General features: G+C 66.6%; 22 protein-coding genes and 1 pseudogene. 13 read left to right on the plus strand and 10 right to left on the minus strand.

Annotation, left to right across the window (positions count from 1 at the left end; genetic code table 11):
* Positions 1-41: 41 nt before the first annotated feature.
* The 13 genes from folE to FDZ84_RS29360 all read left to right on the plus strand — a co-directional run bounded on the left by folE (position 42) and on the right by FDZ84_RS29360 (position 10,161).
* Positions 42-680, plus strand: coding sequence for a GTP cyclohydrolase I (folE, locus tag FDZ84_RS29300; protein WP_246868517.1), 639 nt, complete (start codon positions 42-44; stop codon positions 678-680).
* Positions 677-1,096 carry a 6-carboxytetrahydropterin synthase QueD gene (gene queD / locus FDZ84_RS29305; protein WP_168588497.1) on the plus strand — a complete coding sequence of 140 codons (420 nt, stop codon included), beginning with the start codon at positions 677-679 and terminating at the stop codon, positions 1,094-1,096. Before folE ends, queD begins: the two co-directional genes overlap by 4 nt.
* On the plus strand, positions 1,093-1,848 hold the full coding sequence (locus FDZ84_RS29310) for a 7-carboxy-7-deazaguanine synthase QueE (protein ID WP_168588498.1): 756 nt from the start codon (positions 1,093-1,095) through the stop codon (positions 1,846-1,848). Before queD ends, FDZ84_RS29310 begins: the two co-directional genes overlap by 4 nt.
* Positions 1,845-2,351 (plus strand): phosphoribosyltransferase, encoded by a 507-nt coding sequence (locus FDZ84_RS29315; RefSeq protein ID WP_210435199.1) that lies wholly within the window; start codon positions 1,845-1,847, stop codon positions 2,349-2,351. Before FDZ84_RS29310 ends, FDZ84_RS29315 begins: the two co-directional genes overlap by 4 nt.
* Positions 2,335-3,162: a class I SAM-dependent methyltransferase gene (locus tag FDZ84_RS29320; RefSeq protein ID WP_168588500.1), complete on the plus strand. Its 828-nt coding sequence runs from the start codon at positions 2,335-2,337 to the stop codon at positions 3,160-3,162. The genes FDZ84_RS29315 and FDZ84_RS29320 overlap by 17 nt, the downstream gene beginning before the upstream one ends.
* The gene (locus FDZ84_RS29325) at positions 3,159-3,881 is read left to right on the plus strand and encodes a hypothetical protein (protein WP_210435200.1); all 723 of its coding nucleotides are present in this window, start codon (positions 3,159-3,161) and stop codon (positions 3,879-3,881) included. Before FDZ84_RS29320 ends, FDZ84_RS29325 begins: the two co-directional genes overlap by 4 nt.
* On the plus strand, positions 3,871-4,908 hold the full coding sequence (locus FDZ84_RS29330; RefSeq protein ID WP_168588501.1) for a radical SAM protein: 1,038 nt from the start codon (positions 3,871-3,873) through the stop codon (positions 4,906-4,908). The genes FDZ84_RS29325 and FDZ84_RS29330 overlap by 11 nt, the downstream gene beginning before the upstream one ends.
* Positions 4,905-6,017 (plus strand): DegT/DnrJ/EryC1/StrS aminotransferase family protein, encoded by a 1,113-nt coding sequence (locus tag FDZ84_RS29335; protein WP_168588502.1) that lies wholly within the window; start codon positions 4,905-4,907, stop codon positions 6,015-6,017. The genes FDZ84_RS29330 and FDZ84_RS29335 overlap by 4 nt, the downstream gene beginning before the upstream one ends.
* Positions 6,005-6,877, plus strand: coding sequence for a thymidylate kinase (locus FDZ84_RS29340; RefSeq protein ID WP_168588503.1), 873 nt, complete (start codon positions 6,005-6,007; stop codon positions 6,875-6,877). Before FDZ84_RS29335 ends, FDZ84_RS29340 begins: the two co-directional genes overlap by 13 nt.
* 53 nt (positions 6,878-6,930) lie before the next feature.
* Positions 6,931-7,689, plus strand: coding sequence for an HAD family phosphatase (locus tag FDZ84_RS29345; protein WP_210435201.1), 759 nt, complete (start codon positions 6,931-6,933; stop codon positions 7,687-7,689).
* A 28-nt stretch (positions 7,690-7,717) separates the two neighbouring features.
* Positions 7,718-8,680, plus strand: a complete 963-nt coding sequence (locus FDZ84_RS29350) for a phosphoribosylaminoimidazolesuccinocarboxamide synthase (RefSeq protein WP_168588505.1) — start codon at positions 7,718-7,720, stop codon at positions 8,678-8,680.
* Between the two features lie 159 nt (positions 8,681-8,839).
* Positions 8,840-9,469, plus strand: coding sequence for a PolC-type DNA polymerase III (locus FDZ84_RS29355; RefSeq protein WP_210435202.1), 630 nt, complete (start codon positions 8,840-8,842; stop codon positions 9,467-9,469).
* A gap of 53 nt (positions 9,470-9,522) precedes the next feature.
* Complete coding sequence (locus FDZ84_RS29360) at positions 9,523-10,161, plus strand: disulfide bond formation protein DsbA (RefSeq protein WP_305852021.1); 639 nt, start codon at positions 9,523-9,525, stop codon at positions 10,159-10,161.
* A 151-nt stretch (positions 10,162-10,312) separates the two neighbouring features.
* Here FDZ84_RS29360 and FDZ84_RS29365 read toward each other — a convergent pair whose 3' ends face one another.
* The 10 genes and pseudogenes from FDZ84_RS29365 to FDZ84_RS29405 form a co-directional block, all read right to left on the minus strand.
* Positions 10,313-10,873 (minus strand): NUDIX hydrolase, encoded by a 561-nt coding sequence (locus FDZ84_RS29365; RefSeq protein WP_168588507.1) that lies wholly within the window; start codon positions 10,871-10,873, stop codon positions 10,313-10,315.
* Between the two features lie 235 nt (positions 10,874-11,108).
* Positions 11,109-11,402, minus strand: a complete 294-nt coding sequence (locus FDZ84_RS29370) for a hypothetical protein (protein ID WP_168588508.1) — start codon at positions 11,400-11,402, stop codon at positions 11,109-11,111.
* A gap of 563 nt (positions 11,403-11,965) precedes the next feature.
* Positions 11,966-12,151 (minus strand): hypothetical protein, encoded by a 186-nt coding sequence (locus FDZ84_RS29375; RefSeq protein ID WP_168588509.1) that lies wholly within the window; start codon positions 12,149-12,151, stop codon positions 11,966-11,968.
* Between the two features lie 173 nt (positions 12,152-12,324).
* Complete coding sequence (locus FDZ84_RS29380; protein ID WP_168588510.1) at positions 12,325-12,948, minus strand: helix-turn-helix transcriptional regulator; 624 nt, start codon at positions 12,946-12,948, stop codon at positions 12,325-12,327.
* Between the two features lie 35 nt (positions 12,949-12,983).
* A pseudogene (locus tag FDZ84_RS29385) lies at positions 12,984-13,127 on the minus strand (helix-turn-helix domain-containing protein); the annotation flags it as partial.
* Positions 13,085-13,435, minus strand: a complete 351-nt coding sequence (locus FDZ84_RS29390; RefSeq protein WP_246869248.1) for an RNA polymerase-binding protein RbpA — start codon at positions 13,433-13,435, stop codon at positions 13,085-13,087. The pseudogene FDZ84_RS29385 and the gene FDZ84_RS29390, both read right to left, overlap by 43 nt.
* A gap of 5 nt (positions 13,436-13,440) precedes the next feature.
* Complete coding sequence (locus FDZ84_RS29395; RefSeq protein ID WP_168588512.1) at positions 13,441-13,953, minus strand: hypothetical protein; 513 nt, start codon at positions 13,951-13,953, stop codon at positions 13,441-13,443.
* On the minus strand, positions 13,950-14,081 hold the full coding sequence (locus FDZ84_RS40175) for a hypothetical protein (RefSeq protein WP_256413586.1): 132 nt from the start codon (positions 14,079-14,081) through the stop codon (positions 13,950-13,952). Before FDZ84_RS40175 ends, FDZ84_RS29395 begins: the two co-directional genes overlap by 4 nt.
* Entirely contained in the window at positions 14,078-14,287 is a 210-nt protein-coding gene (locus FDZ84_RS29400; RefSeq protein ID WP_168588513.1) for a hypothetical protein, read from the minus strand. Before FDZ84_RS29400 ends, FDZ84_RS40175 begins: the two co-directional genes overlap by 4 nt.
* Positions 14,288-14,395: 108 nt before the next feature.
* On the minus strand, positions 14,396-14,809 hold the full coding sequence (locus tag FDZ84_RS29405) for an NAD-dependent epimerase/dehydratase family protein (protein WP_168588514.1): 414 nt from the start codon (positions 14,807-14,809) through the stop codon (positions 14,396-14,398).
* Positions 14,810-14,835: the final 26 nt, after the last annotated feature.

Raw genomic sequence — 14,835 nt, forward strand, 5'->3', positions numbered from 1 at the left:
AACTCCATGGCACCACACGCAATGACGCAGGAGGAGATCACTTGCTCGAAGCAGCGCCCACAGAAGTTCAGGAATCCAAGCGCCCGCCCACAAAACTCCTTCCGGGATCCCCGGTCATCGACGTCGACGCAGCTGAGCGTGCCGCGGCGGCGCTGCTGACGGCGTTCGGAGTCCCGGAGGGCAGCGAGGCCGCGGTCCGGACCCCGGCCAGGATGGTCGCAGGGTTAGCCGAGCTCCTCACTGCGTCGCCGTGGGAATTCACGACGTTCCCGAATTGGGAGGATCAGCACGAGTTAGTGCTCGTCCGCGACGTGCCGTTCACGTCGGTGTGTGCGCACCACGTGCTGCCGTTCTCTGGGACGGCCCAGATCGGCGTGCTGCCCGGCGAGAAGATCGCGGGACTGTCCAAACTGGCCCGAGTCGTGGAGATGTTCGCCGCCCGCATGCAGATCCAGGAAGAGCTCGGACAGCAGATCGCGGCGTTTCTGGAGCAAGAGCTCGACTGCCGCGGTGTCGCGGTCATGCTCTCGGCTGAACACGTATGCATGACGCGCCGCGGTGTACGCGCCTACGGTTCGGGAACCATCACTATCGCCACCCGCGGGCGGCTACGCGACGACCACACCGCGCGCTCGGAGTTCTTTCAGCTGGTGCGCCCCGCTGCGGGGAGGACAGCATGAGCGGCGCCTACCAGATCGGTAAGCGCTTCAACTTCGAAGCCGCGCACTGGCTGTCGGGGCTTCCTGACGGGCACAAGTGCGGCCGGTTGCATGGTCACTCCTACGCCGTCGAGGTGCTGCTGGCCGCAGCTGAGCTGACTGGGCCCGGGTTCGTCGTCGACTTCGGCGAGCTGGCCCCGCTCAAGGAACACCTGGACGAGTGCTACGATCACCAGCTGCTCAACGAGGTCCTCGACGTCGAGCCGACCAGCGAGAACCTCGCCAAGCTGGTTTTCGATTGGTGCGGCACGCACATTCCGCTGCCGGAGGGCGTCGTCATCACCGCGGTCCGGGTGAGCGAAACCGCCACGACTTGGGCTGAGTACCGGCCCGCCACGGTGGAGACACATACCAGCGTCGCCGAGGTGATCTCGTGACCAACACCGACACTGTCGGCAGCACTGGGCGCGCGCTCCACGAAACCCACCTCCCCGTGGCCGAGATCTTCGGCCCCACCTTCCAGGGCGAAGGACCGCACACTGGGCGGGTCTGCTCGTTTGTGCGCCTGGGCCTGTGCAATTTGGCTTGCGTCTTCTGCGATACCCCGTACACCTGGGACCGGGCCCGATTCGACGTCGGCGCAGAGTGTCCCGAACAGAACGTCACCGCTGTCTGCGACCAGGTTGCCGGCCACAACACCCCACTGACCGTCATCACCGGGGGAGAGCCGCTGATTCACCAGGGGCGGGTGGCCTTCATCGAGTTGCTCAACAGGCTTGCGCAGCATGGCGGAATCCACGTCGAGACCAACGGCACCATCCCGCCAACCGAGCACACCCGCGAACGTGTCGAGCACTTCACCGTGTCGCCGAAGTTGTCGAACAACGGCGCGGACCCGTGCAACAAACGCGTCAAGCCGTGCGTGCTTCGGGCGTTCGTTGAGCTGGCCATGGCGGGCCGCGCGAACTTCAAGTTCGTCGTATCCGACCATGGCGACCTGGCGGAAGTGGACCACCTCGTTGCCGAGCACCAACTACCGCGCTCGGCGGTGTGGATCATGCCCGAGGGACGAACCGGAGACGAGATCCTCGCCAAGCAGGCCACGCTCGCTGATGCGGTACTCAAATGCGGCTTGAACATGACGACCCGCATGCACGTGCTGATCTGGGGCGATCGGAGGGGAGTGTGACCGACGAGCGGGGGGTCACTCACCTGACGTGGCCCCGAATAGAAGAGCTGGTCAACCGGATCGCCGAGGAGATCGGTGATGACGGAGCTCCCCAGATCCTGGTAGCAGTCCTGCGTGGTGGTGGCATCCCGGCCGTCTGGATCTCCCACAAACTCCGGCTGCGGGATGTCCGAGGTGTCGAGGTGACCCACACCGCGGACGACAGCACCAACGCCGCGAAAACCCCGCAACCAGTGGCCGTCAACGCGGCCTCGCTGGGCGACCTCACCGGCCGGGACGTCCTGATCGTGGACGACGTCGCCGGCACCGGACACACCCTCGCCGCCGCAGTGAAACTGGCCGCCGACGCAGGAGCCAGTCGGGTTCGGACCGCGGTGTGTGTGGTGAACGAGGACAACTGGACCGGCCGCCTCCCGGCTGAGGCGACCGTCACCTACATCGGCACGACCACCCGCGGATGGGTGGTCTTCCCATGGGAGGGCAACGATGAGCACGAGCACTGATCAGCTTCCCGAGCAATTCCGCACCCGGCCCGGGACCCCCATGATGGGGCCCTACAGCACCAACCAGATGGATGACTTCTACGCGGCGCTGCACCGCGGGGAGGTCAAGGCATCGGGGCTGATGAACCTGATGCAGCACCTCATCGTCGCCGAGCAGTGCGCGCCGGGCGCGAAGGTGCTGGACGTGTGCTGCGGCCGTGGGCTGGCGCTGCCGCTGCTGCGCCGGTACACGCCGGAGATCGAACGGTATGTCGGGCTGGACATCAGCTCCGACAACCTGAACGAGGCCCGAGAACGGATCGCGTTCCTGCGCGAGACCTACGGCGAGCTCTTCCCGATTGAGCTCGTCGAGTGCGATGTCGCCCAACCCTGGCCGCAACTGCCCGACTTCGACGTGGCGCTGTACACCTCGGCACTGGAGCACCTGCCTTTCGAACTCGGTTCGCGCAGCCTGCACAGCACGGCGCAAGCGCTCGCACCCGGCGGAATGCTGTTCCTGTCCACGCCAGCAACGTTCGGCCCGCCGCCGCGGCCTTTGCAGTACCGCGTCCACGTCTACGAGTGGTCGCGGGAAGAGGTGGAGCAGGTCGTCGGCGAGGCGGGCCTGGTCGTCGACGACGTGATGGGCCTGCTGCCGCCCGAGCCGGAAGTGGTGGCCGACGAGCTCACCGAACGGTACGGGCAGGGTGCGGCCAACTGGTACCGCGAGCTGGCCGCGCGCGTTCCCCGGGCATTGCTGGACACCGTCTCGGCGGTGTCGGTGCCGAAGAACGCGACCGAGCTGCTGTACGTCTGCCGGAGGCCCGCGTGAGTGCCGCCGCCGTCCCCGCGGCGCCCCGTGAACCCGCCCCTTCCCGGCCGCTGTGGGTCAGTGTTGAGGGCATCAACGGCATCGGGAAAACCACGGCAGCCCGAGCGCTTTCCGCCTCCCTCGATGGGCGGTGCCTGCTGCTGGACGAACTCACCGACCAGGCCGGAGACACGCTGCCCGGACGCGTGATCTCCGCCTTGGCCGCAGACGACGACGTGTTCTTGCGCACCGGATACCCGGTCGTGGAGACGTTGGCTCTGCTGGCGCTAAAGGTCCGCGAAGCAGAACGCCTCGCCGCGATCCCGGCCCCGCCGGAGGTCGAGGTGGTCATCGAGGACCGTGGTGTCGACTCCGTGGCCGTCTACCAGGCCGCGATCCTCTCCGCGCAGGTGTCGGGTGCCGACCCCACGGACATCGCACGGCACGTGCTCGCGACGGTGTCGCGGTGGCGGCGCCTGCCTGACGCCACTGTCCTGCTGACCGGCGACCGGGAGGTGTGCACGCGGCGCTTCGCCGACCGGATCGGACGGACGCTGGCGCCACGGGACCTACGCGTGATCGAGCAGGCCGAGTTCCTCTACACCGGGCTGGCCGCCGTTGAGACCGACCGCTACACCGTGATCGACGCCACCGGGAAGCCCGCCGAAGCCGTCGCCGACGAGGTGGGCGCAGTCGTGCAGGACCTCGTGAAGCAGCGGGAGGCCGACCATGTCGCGTGATGCGACCCTGCTCTGGGCACTGCGCTCGCCTTGCGCGCTTGCCTGCCCGCACTGCTACTTCGGCACGATCGAGGAGCACAAACAGGCCCCGCCCGACGAGGTCGGTGTCCTATCGCACCTGTCGCGCAACGACCTGCCGCCCAAGGCGCTCAAAGCGTTCGCACGGACCCTGTCCGGCTCGACGATCGAGCGGGTGGTCATCGCCGGCGGCGAGCCACTGGACTGGCCCGCCACGCTAGGGGTGATCGAACTCATCAAGGAGGCGGGCTGTGAGGTTGTGATCGCCACCAACGGGATCCCGCTCACTCGCCCGCAGGTGGTCGGACGGCTCATCGCCTTGGACGTCGACGGCGTTTCGGTTTCCCTGGACAGCGCGGACGCGCAGATCAACGACCGGCTGCGCCCCTCACGGTCGGGTCGCTTCGGCTACGACGATGTCTTGGCCGGTATCCGCGCCCTGCTGGACGCCCGGGGCTCCCGGCACGCGCCGCGGGTGGGGATCTACACCGTGGTGATGAGGGAACGCCCGCAGGAGATCACCGACATGGCCCACCTGGCCGAGCAGCTCGGCGTGGATTACTACGTCCCCCAACCGGTTTCCCTGACGCCCGACCACACGCTCTTCGAGGAGCGGACCCACCGCCGCGAAGACGTACCGGCCGTGGCCGAACAACTCGACCGTCTCTACGACGAACCGAGCAGCCTGGCGCTTCCGGATCCCTCTTACGCACGACGCTTCGTCGCCGCGATCTCCACACAGGACAGCGGGCATGTGCCCGACTGCTTCGGCGGCGCCCGCCTGTTCTTCGTCCAGCCCGACGGCTCGGTCTGGGACTGCCCGTCCGACCGCCGGATCGCCGCCACCGCACCCGAGCGGCGGCGCACCATCCGCGATAGCGACGCGCACACGGTGTTCGCCACCAGGCCCACGTGCACGGACTGCGGGCTGTTCAGCCGGGACTGCGTGAACATGTGGCCCCTCGTCCTGGACATGCCGCGGATGCTGAACGAGGAGGCATCCCGATGACGCCGCCTCACGTCCCCGGCAACACCCCGTTGATCACGGAGCAGATCACCTCGGTGATCGAGCAGATGCCCGATCCGAGCGGCGGCGCGGTCGTCGGGCAACTGGAACACGAACTGGCCGAAACCCTTGGCGTCCCGCACGTCGTGGCAGTTTCCTCCGGCACCGCGGCCCTGCACGCCGGACTGTCGGCCTGCGGCATCGGCCCGGGCGACGAAGTCCTCGTCCCGGCGCTGACCGTGGTCATGACCGTGGCACCCCTCGCCGCGCTGGCGGCGGTGCCGGTGTTCGTCGACAGTGATCCGAGCACTCTGGATTTGGACTACGACGACGCGGCCAGCAAGGTCACTTCGCGAACCCGGGCAATCATGCCCGTTCACCTGTGGGGCCGGATGGGAGACCCAGCAGCGCTGGCGGCATTCGCATCCGAGCACGGGCTCGCCATCGTCGAGGATGCCGCACAGGCCGTCGGCACCGCCCGCGACGGGCAACCGGCAGGCACCGTCGGCGCAGTCGGCTGCTTCAGCATGAAAGACGGCAAGATCCTCTGGAGCGGCGAGGGCGGTTTCCTGGTCACCACCCGCCGCGAGATCGCAGAGCACGCGGCCGCGTTCCGCAGCCACTGGCAGGCGGCTCCTCCCAACGAAGCCCCGCAGAGCCGCCTGGCAACCAACACCCGCCTCGCCGCGCCCCTTGCCGCGATCGCCCTGGCCAACCTCCGCCGGTGCTCCGCACTGGTGGAACTGCGCCGCGCACAGACCCACCACCTGCTGCACGCCCTGGAGCAGGCACCCGGCCTGAACGTTCTCGCCCCAGCCACATGCGAGGAATGGAACGGCTTCGCCCCGCTGCTTCACATCGACCTGCCGAATCCCCAGGCGTTTGCCGAACACCTCGCGCGGCAAGGAGTGCCGAACTCCACCGGCAGTTTCCGACTCGTGCCCTGCGACACCCGGCCCATGTTCACCAGCCCGGACCGGACGCCGTGCCGCGGCGCCGCCCAGATCCTCGACCACACGCTCGCCGTGATCCTCACCGAACGCGACACCGACACAGCACTCGACCACTACGCCGCCACCATCGCCCGAGAGGCCAACGCATGGGCCACCTGACCGACGATCCCGTACCAGCGCCGACAAACGCCTCCAGAACAGCCCCTTCCGGCAGCGCCCAGCCCTCGCCCCCGAACGGGCTTTCCCGTACGACGACCACACCGGTACGCCATCTCTGCACCCGCGGCCCGCTGATCGCCGCCGAAGGCGTCAACGGAGTCGGCAAAACCTATTTGACCAACCGCGCCGTCGAGGCCCTCGACGACAAGCCGTTGATGCTCGACGAGTTCTCCCAGCGCGCGAACGGGCGCCCGGGACTGGGCGAAGACTTGTTTCGCGCGCTGCGCGAGGCCAGCGCAGGCGACCCGTTCCTGCGCGGGGGCACGCCCATGGCCGAGGCCCTGATCCTGCTGGCCATCAAGCGGCATGACCTGGACATCGTCATTCCCGAGCTGTCCAGTGGGCGTGCCGTCGTTGAAGGCCGCAGCGTCGACACCACAGCGGTGTGCCAGGCGCTGCTGCTGCACCCTGACGACCCGGACGCTGCTCTTGAGACGGCAACCGCCCTGCTGGAGCTCGCGTCCTCCTACCGGCCGCTGCCCGACCTCACGATCCTCGTCACCGACGATGCCTCCGAGGCCGTCGTGCGCGCGCAGCGGCGCGACCGCTGTGTCTTCACCGGCGAGCAGGTCACGTTCATGCGTGAGGCGTGTGCGCTCTTCGAGCGGCTCGCCGCCACCGATCCGGCACGCTACCGGGTTGTGGACCGGCGCAGTGTCGACGAGCACGAGGCGGCCGAGCAGATCCGGGCATGGATCCATGGCGCCGCGGCCGACCTGGGCTGCGTCCGCGAGCCGTGGCAGAGCCAGGGAGCCCGGTGCATGTGCTGCGGCCACCGCGCGGAATCGGCGCCGGCATGAACGAGGCCGCCCGCCCCTTGACCTGTCCGAATCCGGCTTCAGCGAGGAACTGCGTGCCCGCGATCCCCGACGGCATCGAGGCCCTGATCCTCGACTTCGACGGAACGCTCGCCGACACGACGCCCACCCACGAGCAGGCACTGCGAGCGGCACTACGACCACACGGCCTCGACCTGGACCACGACTGGTATCGCCGACACGTCGGCCTGTCCATCCACGACCTGCTGACTGCGCTACCGGGCGGCCAGCAGCTGCACCACGACGAGATCATCCGACAGAGCCGCACCCACCTGTTGACCACCGTGCATAGCACCACCCCCTTCGCGTGCGTCGTCTCGCTCCTGCACGCCGCACGCCGTGCTGGACTGCCCTGCGCCGTGGCCTCGGGCGCCAGCCGACTTCTCGTCCACCCCGGGATCGACGCTCTGGGTCTGAGGCACGAATTCGCAGCCGTCGTCGCACGAGAGGACGTCACGCACGGCAAGCCAGCCCCCGACCTGTACCTCGCGGCTGCCCGGTGCCTCGACGTCCCGCCGGAGCGCTGCCTGGCTGTCGACGACGCTCCCGACGGCGTCACCTCCGCACGAGCGGCCGGCATGCGCGTGATCACGGTGGTCGACGGCCACCTGGCCGCCGCCGACGAAGTCGCTGAGGGAACCGCGCGCTGTGCTTCGGCCACTGGGGCGCCCATGCCGCGCGGGAGGCCGCGACTCGGCGGGCTCGGGGCGGCCGCCGCCAGCGAGACGGCGGCGGCACCACACGACGCTGCGCTGGACACCACGCCGCCACGATCAGCAGATTCCGCCAGATGACGGCGTGAGGCCGTCGCACCAGAGGAGCATGATGCCCGTCCTCCACTCGACCAAGAACTTGGAGATCATCGAACCTCCCACGGCAACGAGGGAGGGAGTCGGAGTCTTCGAGTACACCGACAATTACACGGTGTTCCATTACGGCAGGATGCCGGACCTGATCCCCGGGAAAGGCGAGGCCATCTGCCGCATGGCCGTCTTCAACTTCACGATGCTGGAAGCGGCGGGCGTGCCAACCCATTTCCGCCGTTTCATCGCCCCGAACCGGATCGAGTTCGATCTCGCGCGCGTCCCGGACGCCGGGCCGCTCGCGCTGGACGCTGGAAACTACCTCGTTCCCGTGCAGCTCCTCTTCCGCAACGAGCTCCCTCAAGGAAGCTCCGTTCACCGCCGGCTCGCGGCCGGGGCGCTGACACCGGCTGCGCTCGGGCTCCGCGGCATTCCCGCGATCGGCGAGAAGCTGCGGCATCCGCTCATCGAGTACGCGACGATGCTGGAAGACGTCAACCGGTTCATCGGCGGGCCCGAGGCCCAGCGTCTCGCTGGTCTGAGCGACGAGCAGTTCCAGGCGATGCGTGACACCACCGTCAAGGTCAACGAGGTGCTGACCGGGCACGCACGCGAGCTCGGGCTGAGCCACTCCGACGGCAAGGTCGAGTTCCTGGTGTCCAGCGATGCGGGCATCGTGCTTGCCGACAGTCCCGGTACACCTGACGAAAGCCGCCTGTTGTTCAACGGAGTGCACTGCGGCAAGCAGGTTCTCCGGAACTGGTACGTGGACAACGGGCTCGAGGTGCCGGTCAGCAAGCTGATCGCCGAGGGCCTGCCCAGGAGCAGGTGGCCGCAGCCGGCACCACTGCCTCCCGAGTTCCTGCCGGTGATGTCGGACCTGTACCGGTCCCTGAGTGAAACCTGGACGGGCGAGCGCCTCTGGAACGCACCGGACCTGCCAGCCGCCACGCAGGCCGTTACCCGACTCATCAGTCAGTAACGGCACACCACGTCGTGACGGCTCTACCACGGCGGCTGGAACCCGGCATGCTCTCGTCGATGTGGCGGGCGCGGGCCGGTAAACGCCACGGAATCAACAAAGAACGGTGGATAGATGGGCGGCTTGACAAAAGACCCCGCTTTCCTGGCGACGACCTTCGTGGTCATCGACTTCGAGACGACGACCCCCGCGGGCCACCCGGCCCAGCCCATCGAGGTCGCCGCTCTCGCACTCCGCTACCAAGAAGGCGCGTGGACGGCGGTCGGCAGAAGTTCGTCCCTCATCCGGCCGCCCGCGTTCGCCCCGGTGACGCCGGCCAGCACGGCCCAAACCGGCCTGACACCCGAGCAGTTGAGGCAAGCCCCCACCCCGGCCGAGGCGCTGGGCGCACTGGACCGGCGATTCACGGCTGACAACCGGTACCTGCTGGTGGCTCAACACGCCGCCACCGAGGCAAACATCATCCACAACCAGCGCGAGCACTGCCCCGCGCTAGCCCGCGTAGACTTCCTTGACACGATCCCGTTTGCCAAACACCTCGTCCCCGGTCTGCCGAACTACAAACTCGACACATTGCTGGCGCATTTCTCCATCCAGCATCCGGCGGATCGCCACAGGGCCTACGCTGACGTCGACGTCACCGCGCAGGTATTCCTCCGGCTCGTCAACACCGCGGACGAGAACGCTCAGCCCAGCGATCTCGCGGCCCTGGTCACAATCGCCGGACGCACGGCCAAATGCAACATTCAGTGCAACATCCCAGTCCAAAGTGGACTGTTCGAGATCTAGCCTCCCAGTAGGGGAGGGCACAGGCAGAAGCGGTCTGAGATAGGAGGGTGTTCATGTCGATGATCAAGCAACAAGCGGACCGCGACGGGGTCCCGTTCTGGTTCGATCCGCTGTGCCCCTGGGCATGGATCACCTCGCGCTGGCTCCTGGAGGTCGAGCAGGTTCGACCGGTGCGCGCCGATTGGCGGATCATGTCCCTGGCCTACCTGAACCTCGTTCAGCGCGAAGGCAAGGGCCTCAGCGAGGACTACCAGGAGTTGATGGTCAAGGCTTGGGGTCCGGTGCGGGTCTGCGCGGCAGCCGCTGAGTACGGTGGCCGCGGCGTCCTCGGGCCGCTGTACACCGCCATTGGCACCCGGCTTCACAACCAACGACGTCGCGACGATCCCACCGTGATGACCGAAGCTCTCGCGGCGGCGGACCTGCCTGATTCGCTGGCTGCGGCCGCGACGAGCACGGAGTTCGATCAGGTCATCAAGGACTCACACGACGAGGCGTTCAACGAGGTCGGCCTCGACGTCGGGACCCCGGTTCTCCGCATCGGCGGCACGGCCCTGTTCGGCCCCGTGATCACACCGGCCCCCCGCGGTGAAGCTGCCGGACAACTCTGGGACGGCCTGGTCATGGTCGCCGCGACGGACGGCTTCTTCGAGCTCAAGCGGAGCCGGGACCGCAAACCGTCTTTCGAGTGAGTAGACACCACAGCACGGCCGACGCCGGCTGAGGCTGCGATCGTCGATGCTCCGCGTTCGGTCCAACAGAGGCGAACACGGATCGCGCAGCCTCGGCCGTGCGAACTGTGAGCCGGGGCTGCTGTCGACCGGAAGGGCTTAATGGGTCCGGTCAGCCGATCCGGGCCGGCGCGCTGACCGCTCGTGCAATGCGGTTCCCGACTAGGCGCTCGGCCGCGGTGAGCGGGTACCAGGCGGCACCGGTCACCTCGGACTCCTGGATGCGCCCCACGTCCGCATGTGCCGTCGTGAAGGAGTATCCGATGTCGAGGTGGTAGTGCTCCGGCTCGTCCTTCTCCGGTCGTGCCGGAACGGGGCCGTACTCGATGTAGACGGGAGTCTGCAAGGCTGGGAAGACCCTGTCGGGGTCAACACCCGTCTCCTCCGTCAACTCGCGCGCTGCCGCGTCGATCAGTGCGGTATCGGTCGGCTCAAGGTGGCCTCCAGGCTGCAACGTGATCCCGTACGCGCGGTGCTCGACAAGCAGGATCTCAGCGTCACCGCGGACAAGCAGCGCACCGACAGTCACGTGCATCGGGAAGCTCCGCCGCGAGGCGAAATCCCCACCTTGAGACAGCAAACGCGCCGGCTCCGAGAGCAGCGCGGCCTCCTCCGGATAGCACTCGAGGTAGGCGGCAAGCACGCTCGAGATGTCGCCGTCACTGATCGCCACGGGGCACCCCCACACCAGTCCGAGAGCAAAGCTCTCCGAGCCATCGGGCACGGATGTGAAAGACGAGAACCGGCACAGTCAGACTCCATAGAAGGCGCGCGGCGTGCGAGAAGGCGCAGCCTACAAGACGGGCCTTATCGGTGCACAATTGCCACGCTGAGCGGCTCACGTCGACGGCGAGGTCGGGTCTGCGGGGGCCGTCGCAGCGATCGCCGGGCGGACCGCTTTCTGGTGGCTATGTTCCGGAGGTCGTGCCGGGATTGGTATTGATGCCGAAGCCTCCGCGTTGTACGGGGCCACCGGAGACCGGGATGCTGCCCTTTCGACCGATCACCGGGGCCGGTTCACCAGGAGCCGCGACCGGTGTCGTGAAGGTGCCTCCGCCAGTGATCCGGTCTCCGACCTTCGGTGCGGTCTGGCCGTTGGCGCGGTAGTAATACCAGAACCGCTGCGGTGACGGGTGCACATCCAACACCGGTGTGCTGCCGGTGTATTGCGCGGGTGCAGTGTCACAGTCGGAGTCGTCCAAGCGTTTCTCGCTCCGAGGGTCGACGCAGATCGATCGGAAGTCATACTCGCGCGGCTGTGGTGGCGTGACCGGCGGAGCCGGCGCACTCCTTGACGGTGGTGGCAGTGGCGGCACGGCCGGTAGGGACGGTTGCGCGGGCATGCAGGCCGAGGCCCCGTACAGCCCGGCAACCAGCGGAACGATTTTCAACGCGGGTAACGTCCCTCTCAGTCTCATTCCCATCAGTTCGTTCGTTCGCTTTCTCTTCGCAGTGTTGGCCGGGTAGCCAAGTAAGAAGAAGGCGGCACGCTGGCCTGGTCGTTGCGGTCGCCAATGACGTAACCGACCACGACGGGGCACCGGACCGGATGGCCTTGTGCTGTGAACGCGGCAGGGAGATACGGGGTCTCGGCCTTGGTGATCGAACCAGCTCGCCCGCGTCGGCCGGGTGCCGCGTGATGCCGGACCCCGGAGGTACCGACATCGAGCGGCCATCAGGCGGGGAGCCGTCTCGCCGACAGGACCTGGCGCGACGAGACGACTCGACCCTCACAGGCGTGCGCCAGTGATGCGGGATCCGCACCTCAGCGCTTTTGTAAAAGCGCCCCGATAGGAGCAATGAGCTGTGCCGCGTCGTAGGTGGTGGCGGAGAACGCTCGCGCGAAGGAGTAGAACTCCCCCATGTTCATTCGCACCTGCGCGACCAGGGCGAGTATGCCCACGCACAGAACCATTACGAAGATCACGGCTCCGATGGCTTTCTCAAGCATGCGACCTGTTTTCGGTTAGAGAGCCAGCGCGGAGCACTGCGCTCCGCGCTGGCGCGCATCAACTACTGAAATCGAAGGGGTAGCGCCCCCTAGCGGTCGTTTCTACGATCCACGCGAAGCAGGCGGGCGCGTCGGTAGCGATGAAGAATAAAAGTAGCCCCTCATCGATTGGCTCATTTTGAAATAGGCAATGTTCCCCTGCCTGCTGGTGCAGGTCGATTTGATGACCGAGTCAGCGTCAGCTCGACGTGCTCTAATCCGGACTCGTAGGCGAACACGGAAAAATAATGTCGATTCTTGAGGTTCAGTTTGTTTCTGATCTCTTTTAGGCGCGATTTGACGCTATCCTCTTCAATGTATTCGAGTTTTGCGATTGCATGGTTGGTCAGCCCTTGGGTGACAAGTTTGATTGTTCTTATTTCCCGATCATGCAAGAGGTTTACCTGACCTGGATCAAAAGGGGTGTCAATCAAGTTGAAGGGGGCGTCGAAAACTGCGCGCATGTACGTTACGTTGACCTTTTGGTGTGCCCAACTGGGGAATGCGAACCCAGTCTCGTACAGTGCCGCGACGAGGTGGGTGCGGTCCCGTGCCCTAAGGTCGCGGCGGATTCTGCAAAGATGGGTCTTGACTGTGTACGCGCTTAAATATGTGTCTCTTGCGGTCTCGTCGATGTTGTAGTCACGAAGGAGGCTCAGGGCGATACGGCGTCGCGCGGGAGTCAGACGAGAAAGCTGGCTCGGGCCCCATTCATCGGGCTTCCATGAGGGGCGTTTGTGGATATGCATTCCGGTCATTTGTTCTGATGTTGTCGTTCCTGTTGTGGGGCTGATCAGTGGCAGCGGCGGGCCAGCCGCTCGGGGTCGAGGATGAGCACGCTCTTACCCTCGAGCCGCAGCCAACCGCGGCGCGCGAAGTCCGCTAGCGCCTTGTTCACGGTCTCCCGCGAGGCGCCGACGTACTGCGCGTTTTCTTTCCCCGCAGCGCGGCCAACCGCTGGTGGAGCAGCTCATCAAGTTCCGGGATGGTGCGCCGCTCCAACAGCACGTCCCAGTGAGTGCGCGGTGGCTTGGCCTTCTTCTGCTCCGGCTCGCTGCCGTCGATGCGCTTCGACGCGGTGCCGTGCATGCGACACTCCCAGGTGGGCGGCACGTCGGCGTCGCCGGAGAACGGCACCGCGAACTTGTGGCTCTGGGGACAGGAGTACTGGACCGTCCGACATGGGGCCGCACCCTGATCGCCAGGTCTGGAAAGACTGGTGTGGTAGCCACGATTCCCGGTCACAGCCGTCACGCGACCTCCCCCAGTTCGTGCAGCGTGGTGCACTCCACGACCGACGTATCGCTAGACTTTCGGCACGTCCCCGGCAGATAGCTGCTGCCGGGGACGTTCTCTGTGCCGGTCCTGGTTGGCGGCCCGGTCATCGAGAGTTCAAGTGCCTTGATGTGCCGCACCAGGTTCGGTATCCGCAGCGTCGACACCGTCTCGATGGCGTGACGCCCCGACACCGATTCCTCCGCGTACGGAAGTAGAGCGCGCGGTTCGACAAGATCATCGACCCATGTCGGAGCGCTGGCCAAACACGCTAGATGCGGCTGGTAGCGCGGCCAGCGGGCCGCTGGGAGATACCCGGTGCAGGTCTCCAGTTCATCTGCCAGTTTGTGGCCGCACGCCAGGTCCCCAGTCCCGGGGAGGCGGCAGTGCACCACGGACTCACTCGGGCTCACCACCCACTCCACTGTCTCGATCTCGGCTGCCTCCTCGGAGAACGACCGAGGCAGGGACGGTAGCAGGCGGTTCATTCTTTTCCCTCCGCAAACAGATGCTGGGTTTCCGTTTCAGCTGGGCTGGTGATCAACCACCACAAACCCGCTCCCAAAGCTCCGGCAAGGCCCACCACGACCAACAAGGTGAACGCCAGATCGTTCACGCCCCCACCGCCTTGCGTCGTGCGCTCTGAACGGCAGCGATCTGGACGCCAATCGCGACGTACAACGCCTCAGCTTGAGTGGTGTCCAGCAGCCGCTCTTCACCTGCCACACGTAGCCACACGGTCGACGGGGTATGCCCGACCACGACGTCACGATCCTGGCCAGTGCGATCACGGCACGTCACGGCTCTCAGCTCGTTCAACATGCTTTCCTCTCCTTGGGAAACGGCCGGGATGCCAGGGACGGGGACACCGGCATCCCGGCCGCGTTCGGGGATCTCCCCGCGTCGCGGAAGAACGACGCGGGTGGCTGCCTACTCAGGCGATCGATGCTGAAACCACGGCATGAACCGTGACGACACGTCTCGGTGGAAAGCAGCGGCGGCTTCAGCGACAGTGATCGTGCCGCGCACATTCACCTCCGCATCGACCGCGGGGCACCGCACCGACTCCGGCACACCGACCTGCGCAGCCAGGTGCACGACGACATGCGGAGCGAACTCGACGATTAGCTCGGCCAGCCGGTTGGTTCGGATGTCGCACTCCTCGACACGACAGGACACCGGAGAGCGCCACCACGGCCGGCGGCGATCCACCGACACCACCTGCGCCCCCGGCCGGCACAGTTCCTCGACCACCCGGGATCCAATGAACCCTGATCCACCGGTCACCAGGACACGGCGACCACCGAGTTGCCTATCCAGCGCGGGAAGCTGTGGCGGTGACATCGTGGACCTCCTTGTTTCGATGAATC

It is taken from the genome of Saccharopolyspora sp. ASAGF58 (genome assembly GCF_012277335.1).
In the GTDB taxonomy this organism is placed as follows: domain Bacteria; phylum Actinomycetota; class Actinomycetes; order Mycobacteriales; family Pseudonocardiaceae; genus Saccharopolyspora; species Saccharopolyspora hattusasensis.

Bases quoted from the DNA above. Each gene is read 5' to 3' on its own strand.
- queD (WP_168588497.1), top strand. From the start codon at position 677: ATGAGCGGCGCCTACCAGATCGGTAAGCGCTTCAACTTCGAAGCCGCG.
- FDZ84_RS29360 (WP_305852021.1), top strand. From the start codon at position 9,523: ATGTCGATGATCAAGCAACAAGCGGACCGCGACGGGGTCCCGTTCTGG.
- FDZ84_RS29320 (WP_168588500.1), top strand. From the start codon at position 2,335: ATGAGCACGAGCACTGATCAGCTTCCCGAGCAATTCCGCACCCGGCCC.
- FDZ84_RS29405 (WP_168588514.1), bottom strand. From the start codon at position 14,809: ATGTCACCGCCACAGCTTCCCGCGCTGGATAGGCAACTCGGTGGTCGC.
- FDZ84_RS29335 (WP_168588502.1), top strand. From the start codon at position 4,905: ATGACGCCGCCTCACGTCCCCGGCAACACCCCGTTGATCACGGAGCAG.
- FDZ84_RS29330 (WP_168588501.1), top strand. From the start codon at position 3,871: ATGTCGCGTGATGCGACCCTGCTCTGGGCACTGCGCTCGCCTTGCGCG.
- FDZ84_RS29340 (WP_168588503.1), top strand. From the start codon at position 6,005: ATGGGCCACCTGACCGACGATCCCGTACCAGCGCCGACAAACGCCTCC.
- FDZ84_RS29375 (WP_168588509.1), bottom strand. From the start codon at position 12,151: ATGCTTGAGAAAGCCATCGGAGCCGTGATCTTCGTAATGGTTCTGTGC.
- FDZ84_RS29350 (WP_168588505.1), top strand. From the start codon at position 7,718: ATGATGCCCGTCCTCCACTCGACCAAGAACTTGGAGATCATCGAACCT.
- FDZ84_RS29400 (WP_168588513.1), bottom strand. From the start codon at position 14,287: ATGTTGAACGAGCTGAGAGCCGTGACGTGCCGTGATCGCACTGGCCAG.
- FDZ84_RS29395 (WP_168588512.1), bottom strand. From the start codon at position 13,953: ATGAACCGCCTGCTACCGTCCCTGCCTCGGTCGTTCTCCGAGGAGGCA.
- FDZ84_RS29380 (WP_168588510.1), bottom strand. From the start codon at position 12,948: ATGACCGGAATGCATATCCACAAACGCCCCTCATGGAAGCCCGATGAA.